The sequence below is a fragment of the Paracraurococcus lichenis genome, from assembly GCF_030657435.1.
Classification (GTDB): Bacteria; Pseudomonadota; Alphaproteobacteria; order Acetobacterales; family Acetobacteraceae; genus Paracraurococcus; species Paracraurococcus lichenis.
The window spans coordinates 1-20363 of record NZ_JAUTWS010000038.1 but is presented as its reverse complement, the minus strand read 5'-3'; the positions used below and the strand labels follow the sequence as shown (position 1 = coordinate 20363).

At 58.8% G+C, this 20363-nt stretch carries 26 protein-coding genes; 14 read left to right on the top strand and 12 right to left on the bottom strand.

Translation table 11 applies throughout. The features are described 5' to 3' along the window. Positions 1-34: 34 nt before the first annotated feature. Both Q7A36_RS26875 and Q7A36_RS26870 read left to right on the top strand, forming a co-directional pair. Complete coding sequence (locus Q7A36_RS26875) at positions 35-880, top strand: methionyl-tRNA formyltransferase (protein ID WP_305106852.1); 846 nt, start codon at positions 35-37, stop codon at positions 878-880. Between the two features lie 10 nt (positions 881-890). Then, a complete protein-coding gene (locus Q7A36_RS26870; protein ID WP_305106851.1) occupies positions 891-1586 on the top strand; it encodes a capsular polysaccharide export protein, LipB/KpsS family in 696 nt (231 codons plus the stop codon). A gap of 188 nt (positions 1587-1774) precedes the next feature. Here the strand turns inward: Q7A36_RS26870 and Q7A36_RS26865 are convergent, their stop codons facing one another. From Q7A36_RS26865 to Q7A36_RS26850, 4 genes are all read right to left on the bottom strand, one after another. Next, positions 1775-2311 (bottom strand): hypothetical protein, encoded by a 537-nt coding sequence (locus Q7A36_RS26865; RefSeq protein WP_305106850.1) that lies wholly within the window; start codon positions 2309-2311, stop codon positions 1775-1777. A gap of 43 nt (positions 2312-2354) precedes the next feature. After that, entirely contained in the window at positions 2355-2786 is a 432-nt protein-coding gene (locus tag Q7A36_RS26860) for a hypothetical protein (RefSeq protein WP_305106849.1), read from the bottom strand. Positions 2787-3089: 303 nt separating this feature from the next. Continuing rightward, positions 3090-3563, bottom strand: coding sequence for a hypothetical protein (locus Q7A36_RS26855; RefSeq protein ID WP_305106848.1), 474 nt, complete (start codon positions 3561-3563; stop codon positions 3090-3092). A gap of 1 nt (position 3564) precedes the next feature. Beyond that, the gene (locus Q7A36_RS26850; protein WP_305106847.1) at positions 3565-5133 is read right to left on the bottom strand and encodes a hypothetical protein; all 1569 of its coding nucleotides are present in this window, start codon (positions 5131-5133) and stop codon (positions 3565-3567) included. 626 nt (positions 5134-5759) lie between these two features. Here Q7A36_RS26850 and Q7A36_RS26845 point away from each other — a divergent pair. Next, positions 5760-6482, top strand: a complete 723-nt coding sequence (locus tag Q7A36_RS26845) for a hypothetical protein (protein ID WP_305106846.1) — start codon at positions 5760-5762, stop codon at positions 6480-6482. A 315-nt stretch (positions 6483-6797) separates the two neighbouring features. On the opposite strand, the gene Q7A36_RS26840 is transcribed toward Q7A36_RS26845, so the two are convergent. After that, positions 6798-8021 carry a hypothetical protein gene (locus Q7A36_RS26840; RefSeq protein ID WP_305106845.1) on the bottom strand — a complete coding sequence of 408 codons (1224 nt, stop codon included), beginning with the start codon at positions 8019-8021 and terminating at the stop codon, positions 6798-6800. A 161-nt stretch (positions 8022-8182) separates the two neighbouring features. Here Q7A36_RS26840 and Q7A36_RS26835 point away from each other — a divergent pair, with 161 nt between their 5' ends. Beyond that, positions 8183-8497 (top strand): HNH endonuclease, encoded by a 315-nt coding sequence (locus tag Q7A36_RS26835; RefSeq protein ID WP_305106844.1) that lies wholly within the window; start codon positions 8183-8185, stop codon positions 8495-8497. 264 nt (positions 8498-8761) lie between these two features. On the opposite strand, the gene Q7A36_RS26830 is transcribed toward Q7A36_RS26835, so the two are convergent. Continuing rightward, positions 8762-9040, bottom strand: a complete 279-nt coding sequence (locus Q7A36_RS26830) for a hypothetical protein (protein ID WP_305106843.1) — start codon at positions 9038-9040, stop codon at positions 8762-8764. A 95-nt stretch (positions 9041-9135) separates the two neighbouring features. Beyond that, positions 9136-9369, bottom strand: a complete 234-nt coding sequence (locus Q7A36_RS26825) for a hypothetical protein (protein WP_305106842.1) — start codon at positions 9367-9369, stop codon at positions 9136-9138. 199 nt (positions 9370-9568) lie between these two features. Here Q7A36_RS26825 and Q7A36_RS26820 point away from each other — a divergent pair, with 199 nt between their 5' ends. Next, the gene (locus tag Q7A36_RS26820) at positions 9569-9793 is read left to right on the top strand and encodes a hypothetical protein (protein WP_305106841.1); all 225 of its coding nucleotides are present in this window, start codon (positions 9569-9571) and stop codon (positions 9791-9793) included. Between the two features lie 149 nt (positions 9794-9942). Here the strand turns inward: Q7A36_RS26820 and Q7A36_RS26815 are convergent, their stop codons facing one another. From Q7A36_RS26815 to Q7A36_RS26805, 3 genes are all read right to left on the bottom strand, one after another. Continuing rightward, complete coding sequence (locus Q7A36_RS26815; RefSeq protein WP_305106840.1) at positions 9943-10818, bottom strand: hypothetical protein; 876 nt, start codon at positions 10816-10818, stop codon at positions 9943-9945. A 201-nt stretch (positions 10819-11019) separates the two neighbouring features. Next, positions 11020-11511 carry a hypothetical protein gene (locus Q7A36_RS26810; protein WP_305106839.1) on the bottom strand — a complete coding sequence of 164 codons (492 nt, stop codon included), beginning with the start codon at positions 11509-11511 and terminating at the stop codon, positions 11020-11022. After that, entirely contained in the window at positions 11508-12350 is an 843-nt protein-coding gene (locus Q7A36_RS26805) for a hypothetical protein (protein ID WP_305106838.1), read from the bottom strand. The genes Q7A36_RS26810 and Q7A36_RS26805 overlap by 4 nt, the downstream gene beginning before the upstream one ends. Positions 12351-12640: 290 nt before the next feature. Between Q7A36_RS26805 and Q7A36_RS26800 the strand changes: the two genes are divergently transcribed. Genes Q7A36_RS26800 through Q7A36_RS26790 form a run of 3 tightly spaced genes read left to right on the top strand, consistent with a single transcriptional unit; the run spans position 12641 to position 15062 of the window. Beyond that, on the top strand, positions 12641-13102 hold the full coding sequence (locus Q7A36_RS26800) for a phage terminase small subunit P27 family (protein WP_305106837.1): 462 nt from the start codon (positions 12641-12643) through the stop codon (positions 13100-13102). After that, a complete protein-coding gene (locus Q7A36_RS26795) occupies positions 13102-13377 on the top strand; it encodes a hypothetical protein (protein ID WP_305106836.1) in 276 nt (91 codons plus the stop codon). The genes Q7A36_RS26800 and Q7A36_RS26795 overlap by 1 nt, the downstream gene beginning before the upstream one ends. Beyond that, complete coding sequence (locus Q7A36_RS26790) at positions 13374-15062, top strand: terminase large subunit (protein WP_305106835.1); 1689 nt, start codon at positions 13374-13376, stop codon at positions 15060-15062. Before Q7A36_RS26795 ends, Q7A36_RS26790 begins: the two co-directional genes overlap by 4 nt. Here the strand turns inward: Q7A36_RS26790 and Q7A36_RS26785 are convergent. Then, positions 15059-15382, bottom strand: a complete 324-nt coding sequence (locus Q7A36_RS26785) for a hypothetical protein (protein WP_305106834.1) — start codon at positions 15380-15382, stop codon at positions 15059-15061. The genes Q7A36_RS26790 and Q7A36_RS26785 overlap by 4 nt on opposite strands. A 94-nt stretch (positions 15383-15476) precedes the next feature. Continuing rightward, positions 15477-15680 carry a hypothetical protein gene (locus Q7A36_RS26780; RefSeq protein WP_305106833.1) on the bottom strand — a complete coding sequence of 68 codons (204 nt, stop codon included), beginning with the start codon at positions 15678-15680 and terminating at the stop codon, positions 15477-15479. 147 nt (positions 15681-15827) lie between these two features. Here Q7A36_RS26780 and Q7A36_RS26775 point away from each other — a divergent pair, with 147 nt between their 5' ends. The 6 genes from Q7A36_RS26775 to Q7A36_RS26750 form a co-directional block, all read left to right on the top strand. Next, entirely contained in the window at positions 15828-17138 is a 1311-nt protein-coding gene (locus Q7A36_RS26775; RefSeq protein ID WP_305106832.1) for a phage portal protein, read from the top strand. Beyond that, entirely contained in the window at positions 17135-17818 is a 684-nt protein-coding gene (locus Q7A36_RS26770) for an HK97 family phage prohead protease (protein ID WP_305106831.1), read from the top strand. The genes Q7A36_RS26775 and Q7A36_RS26770 overlap by 4 nt, the downstream gene beginning before the upstream one ends. Positions 17819-17901: 83 nt before the next feature. Beyond that, positions 17902-19245, top strand: a complete 1344-nt coding sequence (locus Q7A36_RS26765; protein ID WP_305106830.1) for a phage major capsid protein — start codon at positions 17902-17904, stop codon at positions 19243-19245. After that, the gene (locus tag Q7A36_RS26760; RefSeq protein ID WP_305106829.1) at positions 19245-19469 is read left to right on the top strand and encodes a hypothetical protein; all 225 of its coding nucleotides are present in this window, start codon (positions 19245-19247) and stop codon (positions 19467-19469) included. Before Q7A36_RS26765 ends, Q7A36_RS26760 begins: the two co-directional genes overlap by 1 nt. A gap of 3 nt (positions 19470-19472) precedes the next feature. After that, on the top strand, positions 19473-20120 hold the full coding sequence (locus Q7A36_RS26755) for a head-tail connector protein (RefSeq protein WP_305106828.1): 648 nt from the start codon (positions 19473-19475) through the stop codon (positions 20118-20120). After that, on the top strand, positions 20110-20363 hold a 254-nt coding region (locus tag Q7A36_RS26750), incomplete at its 3' end, for a phage head completion protein (protein WP_305106827.1). The genes Q7A36_RS26755 and Q7A36_RS26750, both read left to right, overlap by 11 nt.

Here is a 20363-nt window from a genome sequence, read left to right as displayed (position 1 = left end):
CGGGGCGTCCCGCCCGCGCGGCGCCGGCTAAGCGATGCGCATCGCCCTCTTCACGCTGGAGGCCGCGCCGAGCGAGGAAGCGGTCGCCCGCTTCCTCGACCGCCATGGCGGCGAGGTGGTGCTGATCGGCCGCTCCGACCCCTTCCGGCCCGCGGCCGGCGGGGCCCTGCGCCAGGGCTGGCGGCACCTGCGGCGGTCCGGGCCGCGGCTGCTGCCCTTCCTCTGGATCAACTATGCCCTGCCGGGACTGCGGCCGGGCCCGACGCGGCTCGCCCGCATCGCCGCGGCGCGCGGCATCCCGCTGCATGCGGTGCGGGACGTGAACGGGCCGGAGACCGCGGCGGCGATCCGCGCGGCGCGGCCGGACCTCATCCTCTCCTGCCATTTCGACCAGATCTTCGCAGCGGAGACGCTCGCGCTCGCGCCGCTCGGCGGGATCAACCTGCACCCCTCCCTGCTGCCGCGGCATCGCGGCCCGGTGCCGACCATCTGGGCGCTGGCAGAGGAGACGCCCCGCTTCGGCGTCTCGGTCCATCGCCTGGTCCCGCGCATCGATGCCGGCGGCATCCTGGCGCAGCGGGAGGTGCCGCTGCCGCCCGGCACCACGGCGAGCGCCGCCGCCCGCGCCCTGCACCTGGCCGGCCTGCCGCTGCTGGCCGAGGTCCTGGCGAGGCTCGGGCGCGGCCCGGTGGACGAGATCGTGCCCGCGCCGCTGCCCTATTGCCCCTTCCCGCCGCCCGCCCTGCTGCGCGGCCTCGCCCGGCGCGGCCGGCGGCTGGTGGATGCCGGCGACCTGCGGGCCGCCCTCGGTCACGGTCTGGAGGCGGGATCATCGCCTTCCGCTGCCGACATCAACCACCCTGCAAGGCGATTTGGGTGAGGCTCGACGCATGGCACCGCTCCTCCCCTCCGCGCCGCATCGCCGCTTCCTCTTCCTGCAGGGCCCGATCAGCCCCTTCTTCCGCGAACTGGCCGCGACGCTGCGGGAGTACGGCCATGCGACGTGGCGGATCAACCTCTGCCTCGGCGACCGGCTGTTCTGGGACGGCTCCTTCGCCACCGACTATCGCGGCCGGGCGCGGGACTGGCCCGGCTTCATCGCGGATTACCTGGAGCGGGAGCGGATCACCGACCTCGTCCTGCTCGGCGAGCAGCGGCCCTACCACAAGGCCGCCATTGCCGCCGCGCGGGTGCGCGACATCGCGGTCACGGTCACGGATTACGGCTATCTCCGGCCGGATTGGATCGTGCTCGAGCGCGACGGCATGGGCGCCGAGAGCCGCTTCCCGCGCGACCCCGCCGCCATCCGGGCGCTGGCGCGGGACTGCCCCGCGCCGGACCTGCGGCACCTCTACGGCGACGACTTCGCGCTGCAGGCGCGCTGGGACGTGCTGAGCCACCTTGCCTCGCTGCTGCCGCTGCCCTTCCCGCATTACGAGAGCTACCTGCTGCACCATCCGGTGCCGGCCTATCTCGGCACCGGCGTCCGGCTGCTGCGCCGCAGGCGGGACACCGCCCGGGCGGCGGAGGCGCTGGCCGCGCTCGCGCCGCGCGGGCCGCTCTGGCTCTTCGCCATGCATTGTTAGACCGTGTCCCTGGAACGTCAACCAGGGAGGAAAAACAGAGCAGAAACAAAGCGTTATGCTTCTGGGGCATGCAGCACGCGGGTGGGAATGGCTGCCCGCGTGCTGCGGATGTGCAGAGATGCAAAGAGAGTCGCATCGATTGCGACCGGAACAATGAGTGCCTTCGGCTCAGACGTAAGACGCGGTACTCATTCACCCGTGTTGAGACTCGTTTTGAAAAGCACCGCATCCCGTTTGTTCTTGAAGTAAAACACGCAGACCCACTTCCTGCGGTCACGTCGGAATTCGTCATCGTAGTAGACGTAACGCCAGTCGCCATTGCCGAACTGACTGACGCACTCGTCCACAAGCCGCTGTAGGTCTGCTACTGAAGGGAATGGCTTGACCGCGACCATCGTGTCCCCGTGCGCAAACTTCTCGACCTCCAACCAGGGGTCGCGCACACGAGAAAGGTCGTTGAAAATAATTAGTGAAGTAACTTCAGCTCGAAGTTTTGCCTTTTCCTGCCAAGACTGCTGCACAAACTCGTTGTGGCGATCAACCAATTTATTATAACGTTGACGCAATGCATCGTTATCGTCAGAGGCGGCCCTGATAGCAGACTGCAAATTCTCGATCACGTCCACAGCACGCATGCAAGCTGCGGCGCGCTCGTTCGCGGTACAACGCCACATCTCCAGCTGCGTCCGCAGCTGATCCTCAATAGTCAGCTGATCATCACTCATGATTCAAAGACCACTTCCGATCCACGTTAACTAGCGGCCATCGCTAAAGCAGAATGTCGCGGCCGGCCTTCAAGCCGTAAAGGTTGACAAGCCTCTTCACAGCCTTCCGCACTTGCACGAGTCGAGCCTTATTGACGGTGCTAATCTTCGGATCGCCGCTGAACAGCTCACTGCCCTGGTGGGCTTGCAGAGCGCCATCACAGCGCGCGACAGCGTTCCGCAAGTGCCCCCAAAACTTGAGCTCGCGCGGGTCGGTCATGGGAATCATGAAACTGTCGAGATCGCGCTCGAGCTTCAATAGCGTCTGACTGTCAGTCTCTCCCGTGACGGCAGCCAAAGTACGCTTGAGTGTCGCTTGCGCACTCTGCACCCGCTCGTCCGACGCGTAGAAGTCCTGCTCAACCTTGGGGATTCGAAAGCTCGGCACCTTCGGCGTGCGCGGAGCCTTTACGATCCTCTTGTCCGCCGCTGCCATCTGCGACCTCCATCCGGTTGCGACGGCACATCTCCATAGCGCGGCAAGTTCGAAACAAATATTCACGAAAGCGAGATTATAAAGTAATTTAGATGCTGCTTTGCAGAATAAGCGGGTGATTAGAGGCTTCTTCAGTCTCTTATCACTCTTTTTCTGAAAAGCATGTTCTGCTGTTGAGATTGTAGACTTAGCGCTTGAAAGTGCTCTGATCCCCACGATAGTGGGGCTCAGCACTCTGATTGTAAGAAAGCCACGCAGTCAAGCGGAGCCTTGCGTTAATCAGCATTCAGTGCTCGGCGCAAGCTACGCCGCGAGCTTGAGCAGCAAGACGCTCTCGCCTCGCCGCCATGCCTGAAGGAGTTCGTAGCTAGCCTTCAGCCGCCGCTCGGCCTCTGTGTGGTCGCACTGGTCATGCTCGAAGTGTGTGCAGCGACAGTACCGGTTGGGGTCGTTCGTCATGACGTGGTCGGCATACACCGCCAGCGCCATGTGGTTAATGAACGCCACGAATCCCTCGCGCTCTTGCGGTGCCAGACCCTCCGGCAGGCTGTGGTCACCAGTGTGGTGCCACTTGATCAGCGCCCGCTGCACCGTCCGCATGTCACGGGCTGCCTGACGTCGCTCTGGGGTGCCGGACTTGTAGCTGTAGGGTAGCACCGCCTTATGCCAGCTGAGTTGGTCGTAGGCCCGCCGGTTGCGGTGGAACTTGCGGATCATATCGTCCAGAGTCCAAAAGGCGAATACGGCCTGCTCGACGTATTTGATTTTCAGTGCCATATCAGTGTGCCTTTCCAGCCTTTTTCTTTTTGTATCGTTCGGCGTCAGCCAACCGCTTACGTAGCTTCGCTGCCGCTTCCTTTGACGCGCGCTCCTCACTAGTTAACTCCTCACGCGGACGACCTTCCCCTTTTAGTGGCTCAATCCGCTTACCTGCCGTTGCCGGCAGCATGAGGCTTGTGCTGTCAGGAAACAGGCCCTCTCGCTTGCACCAGTCACCGAACCGGGTGGTGAAGGTGATGCAGCGCGTGATGCCCTCATAGCTGAGCCTGCGCGGCGCGCACCGCATGAGCTGCTGGTACCAGTACAGGAAGTTGCGATCCACCTCCTGCATATCTCTGGTGAAACCCAGATCCTCCAGCACCGCACCCGTCAGCTTAGTATAGTTGTAGGTACCCAGCAGAGCGACATCCGCATAGCCTTCCCAAACCTCATTCTTGCCCTGCGGCTTGTTGTGGATCTGGTTGGTGTAATCGGAGTCTGCCTCGTTAGGCACCACCGGCAGAGGAGTGGCGGTGTAGTTGTTATCACACCATGCGTAACCCGCGTCCTTGCCACCGCTGTCACCAAACATGTCCAACACCGCGCGCTTTACCACCGCCTCACGCTTCTCGTCGCTGCCCACGAACGCGAGTTGTTTTTTTGAATTCCGAGTAGCCATCTCGTTGAAAGCGCCGTAGAACTCGACGAGGTGGCTGTTAGGGTGGCTGTAGGTGTAGCGCAGCCCCTCCGCAAGCTCGGCGTCATCCTGCCAATCTACATTCCACATTCTCTCCCAAAAAAAGTAGTTGCTGGTGGCTTCCAGCTTCGCGCCCATTACGGTGATCTCTTCGAACTCGGCGAGCTTGCCCGGTCCCTTGATCACCACCCATTGCTGCTCATCGGAAGCCTCGCCAGCGCGCAGATCATTCCACTGCTTTGCACTGGTGTAGACATGGTAATTGGGATCGAGAAGGAAGCCGGAGAACTCCTTCAGGGGAATGAACGACTTGTCGTTGCGCGGATTGTCGTAGACCCTTTGAAGCTTCTGCTTGTGTCCCCATTTGACCTCCAGCTTAACATTCTTCGCCCCGAGACCCTCCGGCTTGAGGTGGTCGGTGATGAATGCATGGGTCTCAGCCATCGCAGTGCGGTACTCGACAACGACCTCATCGGCCTCATCAAACAACCCAACCCAGCCAGTGCAGAGGCCATCGCGCATGCGCTTGAACGCCTCATGCGTGATGAGCAGGCAGCAGCCGTAAGGGCTGCCGTTGGCCGCCATGATGGCCTCAGTGACCTGCTCCACCACCTTGCCTTCTTCCACCAAGCCGTCGTGGCTGTCAGCGCGGCCGTAGATTGCTCGCACGATGATATGTGGGTTCTCATCGCGCATGCGGCCTGCCCCTTTGCTTTTGCGCGTTGGCTTGCCGAAAGCCTTCCTGACATCCTCAGCCGTTTGAATGAGGAGATCGGTGTTCGCTGATATAATCAGTACTCGCTTTGCCTTACTAACCCGTCGCACGGTTTTCCGCACGGCAGCACTGGTTTTGCCCGCCCCAGCGGCGAACGAAGCCTTCAAAATTCTCATTGGTGCCTCTTCGGTTCTTGTTGTTGGGCGTTTGCCGCCTAACTCGGGTTTACACGCCGACCCCAAAATTGCGCGATATTTTTCGTCCGTGGCGGGGGAAATTCCGGCTGCTCGTGCCGGCCAAATCTTGGCCGTCCGCAGATCAGTTTTGTTCACCCAGAAACTCTATAGTATATAGTGGTGTGGGTGGAATCGGTGGAATCCCTCCGATCCATCCAGCTCGAACACCAATTGCTCCTCAAACACCGGGCGTAGTCCGGTGTTTGATGTCGGGGCAGCAAGGCGCAAAGCGACGCAGGTGCCACGACATAAGACGTCTCTTCCATTCACCTGCCTGATCACACACATATGGATCTGACCGGATGGGTGCTGTGCTCGCGTCTTCGCCGCTGCGCTAGCACCACATGCGCTGCTATTCGCAGCGCGACGGTATTGGTTCATTGGGTCTGGATCTGAGCCATAGCCAAATAGGGGTAACTCCAACCAGCACCAGTCAGGAGTTCATGGCGTTATCTGCCAGCTCACCAATGAAAAAAATCGCAATACCAGCTGGTAGTTCGTATAAGTCCTCAGCGAGCAGCACAGATTCGCACTTCTCAAATACCAAGACATCGAAGGGAGTTCACATGAACAAGCTGCATTCCATCAGGGGCTATCTGCGCGAAAAGCGCTCCATCGAGGACGCCGTGCAGGAGGAAAGCACAGCGCTAATGGACGACATCGCCAGCCGCCAGCAGCAGGCCGCAGCTTTACGTGCTCAGTTGGAGGCCAAGAGATTCGACGGACAGGCCGTGATTAGCGATCCCAGCTATCGCGCTACGCTCAAGCAGGCAATCGAGCAGTTTGAGCGTAAGGAGGGTGTCGGTGAGGACGCCAGCTTCACGCAGCAGCCCTCACTCGCTGAGCCTGTCATGCCCAATCGGCTCACCGCGCCGAAGCTGAGCGGGGAGGTCCACGTCTGGACCCAGTCCAACCACTTGGCCAACGGCTTCGCCCGGCTGAACGGCTTGGAGTACCGGCTTCGCTTCCGGAATTACCACTACGCCCTCGACGCGCAGATGGCGGTCAGCACCCGAGCTTGGCGGAATGAGGTGTACGACGCGCTGGTCGCGCCGGGCATGAACGGCACCACGGCAGGCCACGACGACCTCAATGAGCGGTGCCCGGCAAGCGCGCTGTACCCGGAGAACGACAAGCGTGGCGAGCGCCAGGCAGTGGTCGGTGACTTCCTGGTCTTGCTAGCATGGCGGGATCAGGAACTCGCCGGAGTATGGCTGCTCCGGGGAACCCGGTCCTTTCACTCGGATCGTATCACCCCCACCGAGACTGGATGGACAGTGGCGTTCTGAGCGGCAAAGACCAGCGCCGGTCAGTGTTTGCCGAAACCAGCCCGCATGTTCTACTTTTGTTGCTACACATCGGAGCGATGTAGCCATGCAGGCGACAGTCGGCGATCTAAAGGCAGACGAAGGCACCTCCTTTGTCTGCCCTTGCCGTACTCACGCCTTTGGCAAGCGAGAGCTGATCAACGCCTTCGGGGCTGACATGCCTCTGGAGAACATCGGGCTGCGCTACAGGTACAGCCAGTGCGACACGCCCGCGCATGGCGCCTGGCTCACAAAGCGAGCCAGGCGTCATGCGGAGGCACAACAGCGGTTAACGGCCTAATCGCCCAGCTTCACGAGCTTGATGCTGTCGAGGATGCCTTGGCCGTATTTGTCGACGAAATCGCGGATGGCCAAGCGAACGCGTTCCAACGAAAACCCTGAACGCCAGAGCTGAGGATCTTCAACGATCTTCCGCTGCCAGAACAGAAATGCCTCGTCGAAGCTTTGTTGGCTTTCGAAGGATGATGTATCCACTACTAGTACCACAGCGTCGCGGACACCGCGCGTGTTCGACGGTGACCAGCCAATGAGGTATGGGCCGCGCCCTGTCAGACTGGCGCCTTGTAGCTCAGCATCCTGGATGGCGGATAGTCCGGCATGCAGATCGTAGTTCGCCAAAAGGTAGTCGCACCCAAAGTCGGTATTCGCGGCATCACCGGCCGTGAAAATTGGCCAGATGGTTAACATCAGATCCTTTTCAGGAACGCTAGATGGAAGTGACTGTCGCTCGGGCAACGAGGCGAGAAAAGCAGTACAGGCAGCGCGCAGTCGCGCTTCGGTCGCCGGGGTTGGCCGTGCGCGTAAAGCAACTACGCCATATGCCGCAACGCGGGGCGGTGGAATCTGGTCAGAACGCAAGAACATCCTAGCTGGAACGAGAGGCCGTCTTGTCGCAAGTCCGCCTTCCCTCGACTCTCTTCGTGCCACCCCGAAATTCCAAATCCGAGAAGACGCATCCGACTCGTTTCCTAGTAGCGCTCCCAGAATAGCTGATTGGGAAGGTTGTGGCTCCCGTGCCTGTTGCCGCGCCTCCAGCGATAGTTGCCGTCGCCGAAGCTCTAACACTTGTTGTTCTCGCCGTTGTTCGGCTGCTTCTAACCGTTTTGTCCGCTCAGCAGTCTGCTCCGCTGCACTAGCTTCCCACCCCTCACGCTTACTTCCCAAAGCACCTGAAATACCACCAACCAAACCTCCTCGTGATGCTGTTGGCGTATCTGCTGAACATGCATTTAGCATTTGAGCTGCGATTAGTAGGAATGGCAGCAGATACAAACGCTTTTTTGCTGATCGCACAGAGCTCTTACTCTGTGGCGGTGCGGCAGCTTTCGGCTTCGTTGCATCCGGCTTTGAAATACCAAACGCCGCACCAGAGGCGTTCGCTATAAAGATGCAGAGTACCACGAGGAGCGAAGCGCCACCCGATGTGTTTGGCTCAACCCAAGCGAGCATAGCAATGCCAAATACAAGCCCAAAGATTGTCAGTGCAGCATGCTTTTGCATTCGACGATCCTGAAGGCAGCAATGTCGCCAAGCATACGCTTTAAGGTGGGCAACTGGGCACAGTTCGTCGATCCGTGATGTCGCCAGCAAGCGGTAGCTGCCCTGGCGGACTTTAGGGGGCAGCAACGGGTAAATATCTCTGCACAACCGAGCGGAGAGCGATGCCGAAAACACCACCAAAACACGCGGCGCCTACGCTGGGCCGCGACGCCATTCACGTCCAGGAAGCCAACCGGACGAGGCAGCGAACCTACGACCGGCAATGGCAGAAGCTACGGGCAGCGCACCTCGCACTCCATCCCCTGTGTGAACACTGCCTGCTGGAAGGCAAGCTGATAGAGGCGAACGAGGTCGATCACATCGAACCGGTGAAGGCGGCACCGCACCGCCGCCTTGACCCCACCAACCTTCAGAGTCTGTGCAAACCCTGCCATAGCCGCAAGACGGCGGCCGAGAACGCTGGCCGCTACGTCTGACCAATCGCATGGCAGCCATGCGGCAAGACTTTACTAGTACCTCTGCACTGTGGTTTTGACCGGTTGGCTACCCCAGAACGATCCGGCCCATTTTGTTGTCGGTTTGAAGCCCTGTCCTCGACCACGAGGCGGGCATAGCTTCCAGCGGAAGAAATTCTCGCCACTGCAAGTTGTTGCCGTCCGCCGCCCCGCCGCATGACCTCGCCCAATGCTTGACCGTAAGAAACCGGCCGGCCAACCGGTCAAAATCACTGTGCCGAGGTACTAGAGCCCTACCCAGGTCAACTTAAACAGCGCGGCATGTCCTGCATCGAAAAAACCAACATGGATCGTATTGCGCAGTGACAGCGGATCATTGCCGGCATGCTGCACTACACGGCAGCGCGCAAGGATCATCTCTGTTTCACTCGGCGACAGGCCACACGCATCGCCGGGGGCATGCTCATGCAGCCACATCATCATCTCCTGCATCTGCGCCACCTCAAGCGTGGCACGCACGATGAAGAGAAAACCTTGAAGCCTCAATTCCTCTACGCCGGTCATCGTAATTCTCCTGAATGTACCCGGTACTTACCGGCAGGAGCGAAGCCAGCTGAGTGGTGCTCAACGGTTGATCAGATCAATCGCGGCAAAGCCGCTCACCATGGGAACACAGTCTGCTCCCTAACATGCTCGCCTTCTACCGCCACCCAACTTGCCCAGGCTCTCTGAGCCGGCATGTCGCATCGGCTGCACCGGTAACGCAGACCGATGTGCTCCAGCGGCGTGTCAGCCCCGAAGGCGTTGATCAGCTCGCGGCGGCTGAACATGAGGGTGCGGCAGCCGCAGTCAAAGGTGATGCCCTCACCCTGCCTAAGGTCTTTGACCTGCATGACAGCCCTCGCCACGTTGGCTCAGATAGCGCGAACAAACGTAGAACATGGGCGAAGGTTCCTACAAGGGCGAATTCAGAGTGTTGAGCAAGAGCGTTACCGCAGCCCCCATACCCGCTGCATGTATCGACATCACATACATACTGACAGGCAGCGACAGTAGGCGTTAAATTACGGCATGACACGAGAACAAGAGCGCATGCAGCGCGCCATCGCGACACTGAACGAGAAGATCAAAGCCTTGGCAGCGCGCAAGAAGCAGTACAGGACCAAGGCACAGAGGATGGAAGCTGGTGCGGCCTACAATGCCTTGGATGAGCAGTGGTGGGATGCAGTGTGCCACCGACAAGGCTTGCGTGACGGCGATCTCACTGTCGATCAGGTACTGATGTTCCTGCTCACCGACGACGGCTATCGCGCCTAGCTGCGCGCTGGCGGCCCTGACACTCACTCCCCACCCCTACAGCCCTTCACGGCACAGAGCCCCTGTACGACCCTCACAGGGGCACAGCGCGGTGCGCATTGCCTTGATTGTCGCAAAGTGTGGATCTCGTGGGCCATTTGCGATCGTAGCTAATGCCCAGTACCGATTTTCAAGAGATGCTCGACAGCCTTACCAACCAGCGCCGCCATGATGTCGTCCTTGAATCTGCCTTTGATGTAGCCAAGCGTACCCTTGCCTACTAGGACGCTTTGGACATACCCGAGACGGACAGCACGCTGCTGAAGCATGCCAATGAGGATCATGATTTCGCTAGCCAGCGCATCGCGCTCCTCTTTGAGCACGACACTTCGGTTGTCTCCCGTAATCCGATCTTTGATTTTCTCTAAAGCGTCTGCTGCCTCCTCCACATCGGGTCGGTTATCATCGATTCGAACGAAGCGATCGGATGCAGGTACGTCCGCGTCATCTTGCTTGTTAAATGGCCATGCGCGATCGCCTCGGTCTATGACTCTTACGCTGAGCCCTCTCATTGCCTGATGCGCCACTTCAAGTAGGACTCGTTGGAAGTCAGAAGGGAAAACTCCACCTTTGTATCGAGCATCGATCAGTGAACTCTTAAACGCAGCAGCATCAATTTTGTCCAGAGTATGCTCGAAATCTCTGGAGCTGCGCCTAATTGCGACGAGCTTGCCTAGATCCGCACCCGCGATTCCCCGCTGAATTGCGTTGTGATCCTGAGCAAAGACCCTTGTTAGATGAACTCTGCCCTCGGGGCGTAGTCGGATGAGTTCAACGCACGCCGCACCAAATTCAGCGGTCGCCGAGCGGCTATCAAGTGCGCGCTTAGCTCGGTCCACAGAAACCTCAAAGAGATGCGTGGCACTTGCCGTATCTAACAGGGATGCGAAGAGGTCCGCCTCACGAGTTGCGATTGCTTCAAAAAGCTGCATTCTGAAGACTAAGTTTATGTCCTTTGCAGGACGCTGACCACTATTGTCTAGCACCAGTAGTCTCCCCAACCAGCAACCATGGGCGAACAAGCCGAGTGAGCTGTCAAGGCAACTCCCTCTGCCGCACGCCCTCTATGGCCTTCTCGGGGTTCCCGTAGCGATGAGCGCTGCACAAGCACGGGACACGGGCAGCAGCCCCTGTACGACCCTCACAGGGGCAGCACGGGGCAGCCAGAAACTGCCCCGTCAATCTGATTATTCCCCGGCGCCCCGCTCTGCCGCAGGTCGCGTCTCAATAATCGCTTGCTGGGTAAAGCCCTCGAGGTTCGCTCTCGTCAGCACCGTCCCGACCTTGATCTCATCAGCCATGCGCTTGGCGACGGCGTTCCACACCAGCTTGGTCTGCACCTTGCTGAGCCCGGCCTCCTCCATGATCAGCTTGATGAACTTGACGTTCTTCTCCCCCTCTTCGTAGGGATCAACCTGCTTCAAGACGACTTGCGTGAATGCGTGCCACGCCGCAGCCACACCGACGGCAGCTATGATGCCGATAGCCCACCACTGGTAATACTCAAGCTTGGCGACATCGATCTGCTTACCCGGACCGAACGCGTCGAACTGGTTACCCAGCGTCACACATCCCTTTGCCGCTTCGGCAAGCACGATCCCGACGAACATCGCCAAGCGAACCCGCAACGGGAACATGCGGAGTGCTTTGCGGTAAATGACGGAGAGATCGATTGTCATCGCGCACCCACCACGCCCGCATCCGGAATCTCAATGGTCGCACCGCTAGCTCGTTTGTCCGGTCTGTCTTCGAACACTCGATCGAAGTCTCCCGGATCACCGCCGCCTTTGAGCTTGTCGATGGTGAACTTAATCACCTCAAGCGCTTCAAGGTCGTTATTGCCGTACTGCCCTTTGGACGTTCGGAAAGCAATCAGCGCTGCATCGGAGAGCACGAGCACAGCGCCTAAAAGGGTGACCAACGCAGATTCGATAGAGGCAAAATACCACATCACCGCCGCCGAGAGGGACAGGAAGCTGAACATCCTAAACCGACTTGCCACGAGAGATTTCGCCACGAGGCCAGCGAAAGATCGCCAGCGTGGAATTACGAATGATCGCGGGCGGCGAGGCTCCACAACCTCCAAAGGCTTGGCCTGAGCTGCATCTCCCTGCAAATAAACACTCTTGAGGTGTATGTAATCGTCTTTGTACATGATGTTGTCTTTGACGTAGGCGTCTCGGCCAGCGCTCACACCGCGACTACTCAAAGTTACAGCACCACGTGTTAACGCTCGTCTGATCGAAATAAACTGTATGAAGCTCGACGCACTCCCGAACGCCAGCAAGCCGGAGAGTGCAATGAACGGCCAAACTATACCAGCTACGCCTTTTAAGTATCCTTTAAAAACCAATACTAATGTAATTGTAGCCGTCACACTTCCACCAACTGACAAGACAAGAAGTAGCCGCTGTTGCTTACGTAGGTCGTGCGGTTTAGGAGGTTCGATTAAAGGTCTCAGACGACGCTGAGGCTTAGATGAACCTGCTGTGCGGTTTGCGTTGTCGTACTCTTCCATTGTGACGCGCCTGATGAAAGACGCACGTTAGACCCACCGCCCGGTCGATCGCTACAACCTTCTTGTAGGAACCGTGCCGGCTGGCACTAGAGCGACAACGACTTCGGTCAGTGCCCTTTGCAAGAAGCTCGCAGGGGCAGCACGGGGCAGCAGCAGGGACGTATATGCCCCTCAGGACCTACGGCCAGGGCTCTTGTGTACCGCACCCCTCCCTTTCCTCCACGGCCACAAAATGCAGGAAGAAAGCACGGCCACGGTAAATACCCGGCAGCCCGAGGAGGAACGACAAGATGGCGGGAAGGCCACGCAAACCGACTGAGATCAAGGTAGTCACCGGCACGCTTCAAAACTACCGAGCGAATCCCAATGAGCCCAAGCCTGACAGGCTGGTGCCCATGATGCCCCAACACATGTCGCCACACGCGCGAGCAGCATGGCCCTACGTCTGCGAGGTTCTCGACAATATGGGCGTGCTGACGATGGCAGACGGCATCGCGCTGGAAGGCTTGTGCGAAGCCTACGGCGACATGCGCCGTGGTCGTGAGGCACTGACGAGGCTTGGCAGTGACACATACGAAACGGTAGGGAAAGACGGTAACGCCATGCGGCGTGCCTATCCCGAGGTCGCCATGGTGCAGGATGCCGACCGGCGTCTCCAATCATGGCTGAGCAAGTTCGGACTGACACCGGCTGATCGGAGCAGGGTCAGTGCGAGAGCTGCTCAAACCGACAACCCGTTTGCGGAGCTTTGATGATGTATAACAAAGAAGGCGCGGTGAAGTTTTTGGAGGATGAACGCGACCGACTTGCGGAAGATATCGCGCAGGCGCGGGGTCACGGGATGACTCCTGAAACGGTCATCAGAGTCACCAAAGACTGGTCAAATGCCACTGCGAAAGCGATGAGCACATCAAACAACTTTTCCTTTCGCCAAGCTGCCAGACTCCATCGAGTCTTGAAAGACATCGAAGCCGCCGAGCGAGGCACAGACGTCTTACTGCGAAATCTAACTGAACTACCTGAATGACAGAAACATCTCATATTGCGAAGGCCGACCAGTACACGAATGACGTACTGAGCGGCCGCATCCCGGCATGCCAATGGATTCGCCTGGCATGCCAGCGCTACCTCACCGACAAAGCACGCAACGACGATCCCAGCTGGCCCTACTACTTCGACTCTGCCGCTGCATCCAAGGTTTGCCGGTTCGTAGAGCTGTTCGAGCACAGCAAGGGCAAATGGGCACAGCAGCGCGAACGCATGAAGCTGGAGCCTTGGCAGTGTTGGGTGCTCGTGAATGTCTTCGGTTTTCTCCGCAAGAAGGACGGTAAGCGGCGCTTTCGCTATGCCATGGTTGTCGTGCCCCGGAAAAACGGAAAATCGGCCTTAAGTGCTCCTATCGGTCTCTACATGCTGGCGGCTGATGGCGAGCATGGTGCGGAGGTCTACAGCGGTGCCACCAGTGAGAAGCAGGCTTTGGAGGTGTTCAGACCCGCCCGCCTCCTGGCTCTCAAGACGCCCGCCTTCCTCGGCCGCTTCGGCGTAGAGGCCAACGCATCCAACCTCCACATCCTCGCCAATGGCAGCCGCTTTGAACCCCTCATCGGCAAGCCGGGTGACGGTAGCTCGCCCAGCTGCGCCATCATCGACGAATTCCACGAGCACGACACACCAGACCTTAGAGATACGATGGTGACTGGTATGGGCGCACGGGAGCAGCCGTTGGTCTGGGTCATTACGACTGCGGGTGATAATCTTGCGGGGCCATGTTTCGATGACGTGCTGACCGGCCGCAAGCTGGTGCAGGGCGCCATCGAGGATGAAGAGCGCTTTTATGCGGAGTGGACCATTGATGCTGATGACGACTGGACCAGCCCTGAGGCGCTGATCAAAGCCAACCCCAACTACGGCGTGTCGGTAGACGGCGACTTCCTCCTAGCGCAGCAGCGGGCAGCTATCCGCAATCCGCGAGAGCAAGGCCGCTTCAAAACGAAACACCTCAATTCCTGGGTAAACAGCCGTTCGGCCTTCTTCAACATGCAGAGCCACTCAGCCAACTACGATGCCTCACTCACCATGGGGAGCCTGAAGGGCAGGCGCTGCTTCGTAGGCATGGACCTTGCGAGCAAGCAGGATATCGCGGCAATGCAGATCCTGTTCCCGCTGGATGATGGCACCTTCGCTACTTTCGGCCGCTACTATCTGCCAGAGGATGTGGTGTTCTCACCGGGCAAGGACCACTACCGCGCTTGGCAGACGAACGGTGAGCTGATCATCACCGATGGCAACATGATCGATCACCAGCGCATCCTCGACGATCTGCTGGACATCATCGCCGAGTACGACGTCGAGGAAGTGGTTTTTGATCCCGCGCAAGCCAGTTGGATGATGGGCCAGCTGATGGAGCGGCGCGTGACCGTGTACGAGTTCACGCAGCATGCCAGGAACTATAGCGAGCCCATGAAGCAGGTGGCGGCGCTGATGGATGCAGGCAAGCTCAAACACGCTGACAGCCCCAACAGCCCGATGGCGTGGATGCTCTCAAATTGCGTGTCGCGAACGAATGCAAAAGATGAGGTTTTCCCGGCCAAGGAAAAGGAGGATCTCAAGATCGACGGGCCAGTGGCACTTATCATGAGCATGGCCCGTGCGATGGCGAACGTCAGCACGAAGTCTGTATATGAAGCACGCGGCCTGTTGGTGATCGGCTAAGGAAAAACGATTCGCTCTCCTGTCGCTTTCGTTTTTGCATAAACGAAATCGCCTGTTTCCGCCATTATTATGATCTGTTCGAGCAGTACGAGCCGACGCGGATTTACCGCGATGTTAGCCTGCGCGAATTCGAGAAGAAGGTCGCTGCAACGCTCTCCCGGAGTTAGCTGCAATCCAGACTCTTCCGGCCTCGTCAGCTTTCTTACCAGCTCGGGCCAGTATTTTCTTGCGTTGTACGCATCAAAGACGGCTGTTTTGGATAATCTGCTCGGCTCCTGCATCGCATAATATGTGCGTGCCAACGCCTTGATGATACCCATGGGGGTCGTGGCGACTGACCTAGCGATCAAGATGGCCTCTTAAAGTCTGGAACACGCGGTCAGTCGTACCACCTTCAAAGCGACATGCGCAGCGTCAACGGCGCTCGCCCAGTGCCTCTTTGAACCTCTCGTGCATCCGCGAAAGCTCCTCGGCTCCGACGGCGGCGAGCATCTGCTGATAAGCGTCATCCAGCGTCTTGCCGGCCTCAACCAGCTGAGCGTGGAAGCGCTCCCTTGCTCGCTGAAGGCTGGGGCCAGTAATCAAGTGGCCCTTGCCGTTGGCATCGGTGGTGGTCATGTAAACGTCGTCCAACGACGAACCGCAAACCCAATATGTGGCTTTCTGTATTTGCATTTTGCACCTCGCTTTATCTCTTCTGCTTACATGCAGCACCTACTTTCTGCAAGTGGATACTCTTAAATATTGCGATGCGGTAAATACGGTATGGCCAACTTTATCGACAAGATTCTTCCGTGGAGGCGCAGCACTACCCTGACGCAGAACGACGCTGGCGCGCCGGTCGAAAAGTCGGGGTGGAACATTGGCTTCCCTAATGGCGCGTTGAGCACAGCCTTCGGCGCCTTCACCAATAACTCGGGTGTCGCCGTCACCCCTACTGGCAGCCTTCAGAGCGCGGCGGTCTACGCCTGCGTCAAGGTGCTCAGTGACGACGTTGCCAAGCTGCCGGTACGCGTCAGGCGTGCCACGCATGCCGATGGCAAGACCAGCTGGACGGACGAGAACCGCCACCCGCTGAACAAGCTCCTTCGCACACCCAACCGCTGGCAGACGCCATTTGAATTTTGGTCCTTCGTCGTCACCAGCCACCAGCTGTGGGGCAATGCCTATGTGGCCGTCATCCGCGACAAGGCCGGCCGTCCCAAGGAGCTTATCCCTCTACTCCCTGCCAGCACGGTGATGGGCATCAGCCCCAAGGGCGACATCTTTTACAACACCACGCATCCGCTCTTTGGCAGCGAGCAGCGCACCCTGGCAGCAGAAGACGTACTGCACATCAGGAATTTGACTCTCGACGGTGGATTCCTCGGTGAGAGCCCCATTCGCTGTGCCCAGGAGGTTATCGGCCTCGGACTGGCGACACAGAAGCATGCCGCCAAACTCTTTCAGCAGGGCACCATCCTCACTGGCGTGCTGGAGCATCCAGGCGCCCTCAGCACTGAAGCAGCCCATCGCCTCAAAGACTCCTGGGATCGCGCTTACGCTGGCAGCGACAACGCCCATAAAATTTGTGTGCTCGAAGAGTCGATGAAATTTACGCAGATCGGCATGAACGCCAACGATGCGCAGCTTCTCGAAAGCCGCAAATATGGCGCTGAAGAGATTTGCCGCATCTTCCGCGTACCGCCTCACATGATCGGCCTTCTCGATCGGGCTACTTTCTCGAACATCGAACACCAGAACCAGGAATACGTGCATGGCAGCCTCATGGGAATCTGCCGCCGGATCGAAGAGGCGTGTGAACGCGACCTGTTGTTCGAAGATGAGCGCGACGACTACCAGATCCGCTTCTCCTTCGACGAACTTCTCAGGGGTGACACGCTCACTCGCTACCAGTCCTATCAGATTGCATTTTCCAATGGCATTCTTTCTCGCAATGAGATCCGTGCCCGCGAAAATCTCAATCCAGTTGAAGGTGGTGACGAATACCGCGTTCCGGCGAACACGGTCGATCCTACTGCGCCGATGGAGATCAATGGCGTCATTCAGACCGACGATAAGGAGGTGTCCGAATGAAGTATGTAAGCAGCACCGAATTCAAGAAGCTTTCTCGGAAAGCCCTCCCCGCTGGGGTGGGCATCCGGAAGCAGTTTGATGCTGTCATAGAGCAGCTACCCGACCGCTGCCTCAAGTTCACCATCAGCAGCGACGCCGTTGATCGGCAGAACGACAGCGTGAATCAGGAAGGCTGGCAACTCGCCAACTACCTCAAAAATCCTGTGGTGCTCTGGTCACACAACCAAGATGAGCCCCCTGTTGGCAAGTGCATCAGCATCGGCGTGGAGGACGGCAAGCTCAAGGCGGTCGTGCAGTTCATGCCCGAGAGCGTCCCTGTCTACGGCGCCAAAGCGGAAGCAATTTTCAGAATGTGCTGTGACGGCTATCTCAATGCCACCTCCGTTGGCTTTCGCCCGCTGGAGTGGTCACTCAGCAAGGACCCAGCACGCGGCGCCGACGAGTTTGAACCGGGCGCCGATTTCCACAGCGCTGAGCTGGTTGAGTTTTCCATTGTATCTGTCCCCTGTAATCCAGAAGCGATCATCGAGCCTATCGCAACGTTCGCTGAACCGGACGCTGTCGCCACGGAGCAGGAGAATGAGTCCAAGCAACTAAATAATGATGCTATTAGCACAAGATCCAAAGTTCTATCCCGCGAGAGGCTGAAGATGCAGGCTTACCTGCTGTCTTTAACCTAACGGGTCGCCAATAGGGCCTTCGGCAAGCCCCAAGAAAACGATCCCTTCGCGGCGATCGAAATAAGAAACGGAGAACGTTCCCGATGTCTAAGCGTCTATCCGAGCTACAGCGTAAGCACGCCAACAAGGTTGCCGAGCTAAAGGCTCTCATTGCTAAGTCCGACGAGGACACCGTATCCGACGAGGATAAGGCTGCGTTTGAAGCTCTCAAGGGCGAGCTCAACACCCTCAAGGAGAGCATCGCGCTCCTGAACGAGGTTCGCGCTCTCGAGGCCGATGCTGCTGCCCCTGTTGGCAAGTCCGATGAGGACGAGGACGACAAGGAAGAGAAGCAGGCTCCGCAGTTCGTGCGCCGCGCCTACGCGACTGCCGCTGCACCGGCCACCAACGTTGAGAAGGGCCTGCGCGCTGCTCGCTACCTCATCGGTGCACACGCTGCCAAGAGCATCGGCCCCCGCGCTGCTGCCAACATGATCCACACCACTTTCAACGACGATGTCACTGCGAAGGCCCTGAGCCAGAGCGGCGGTGCCAGTGTCGGTGGCGTGCTGATCCCCACCTCCTTCAGCAATGACCTCATCGAGCTTCTGCGTGCCCGCACTGCGGTTCGCGCCAGCAACCCGATGTCGCTGAGCCTGGACACTGGTAATGTCACCATTCCGCGCCTGAGCGGCGGTTCCTCCGCTACTTGGCAGGGTGAAGTCGCTGACATCACTGCCAGCCAGCAGAGCTTCGACACTGTGACCCTCAGCGCCAAGAAGCTGGCGACTGTCGTCCCCGTGTCCAATGACCTACTGCGCCGCACTCCGGTCGGCCTCGATGCCGTCATCCGTGACGACCTCGTTGAGAGCCTGGCACGTAAGGAAGACCTCGGCTTCCTGCGCGGCGACGGCACCAGCGGTTCACCGGTTGGTATCCGCAACTTCGCTGGTCTCACCACCACTGTGGCGCCGGGCGTGACCCTCGCCAACGTCGTGACATTCCTCCGCAAGATGGTTCTCAGCCTGGAGAATGCCAACAGCCGCATGATCCGCCCGGTGTGGGTGATGCATCCGCAGGTCAAGGCATTCATCAGCACCCTGCGTGACGGCGTGGGCGGCTTCTTCCAGTTCAAGGACGAGCTGGATGCAGGCAAGCTGTACGGCTTCCCGGTTCTCACCACCACTCAGCTGCCGACCAACCTCACCACTGCTGGTGGCACGGCCGGTACTGAAATCTTCCTGTACGACGCTGCGGATCTGATCCTTGCTCAGACTCTCAACATCCAGGTGGACGTGTCCAGCGAGGCCAGCTTCTACAACGGCACTGGCTACGAGAGCGCCTTCTCCAAGGATATGACTCTGTTTAGGGTCATTACGGAAGTCGATGTAAACAATCGTCACATCGGTTCCTTCATCGTGGGTCTGGCGGACAGCTGGACGGTCTAATGAGCCATACCGTCAAGTTCTTGACGGCTTGGACTTGCTACAACCGCGGGGAAGTCGCGCATTTCCCTGCGGCGGTAGCTGAGACGCTTCTGGCGACGAAAGTCGCCGAAGTTGTCGAGCAGCCCATGCCGGAACCCGCCCCGGAGCTAGCGCAAAAGGCCGCTGCAAAGAAGCGCGCCAATTCCAAGCAGAGCTTCTCCGATCGTCTAGTCCGAAAGGAGTAGCACATGCAGGCCACGCTTCGCGTCATCACCCCACCCGCCGTTCAGGCAGTTGATTTGGACTTCGCCATCAGGCATGCCCGCATCGACAGCGACGCCGAGCGCGACCTGTTTGCCATGTACCTCGACAGCGCCACTGCACTGGTTGAGAAGTACCTCGGCCGTGCGCTGATCACCCAGACATTGCGCTGGAGTGTCAGCGAGACCCGGCCAAATGGCAGCTGGCCTTTCCCCTACCCCACCTACAACACGGTGCCCCTCGCCTACGTCTGGACCTATCGTCAGCTGGACAGCGGCATCGTTGAACTGCCCTACAGCCCGGTACAGTCCATTGTGACGGTGACCCGTGGCGAGTGGACAGCAGGCGACACCACGCTGGTTGACGGCGTGGACTTTGATGCCGACCTCGGCTCCGAGCCCGCAAGGCTGCGCCTGAGATTTGGCTACTCATCCGCTGCCTACAACCACCTGGCAGTGACCTACACCGCTGGGTACGGCGACGATCCCACGAGCATCCCCAAGCCGATCACCAATGCTGTGCTGATGACAGCCCTCAACCTCTACGAAAATCGTGGAGACGAGGACAAGGGCGGCATGAGTAAAGCGGTGCAGAATCTACTCACCCCATATCGGATCTACACGTATGGCCGTTGACATTCGCATCGGCGATCTTCGCTATGAGGTGACGCTCGCACGCCGGCATCACTCCCCTGCTCCCGACATCAACGATCCGAAGATGGTCACGAGCTTCACGGATCGACAGAGCATTCGGGCGAACATCGTGCCCACCGGGACGATGACGTACCTCAACAGCATTCAAACTGAGATCAACGCCATCACCCATCGGATCACGATCCGTTGGCGAGCAGGCATTGAGAGTCAGCACGTGATCCTGCG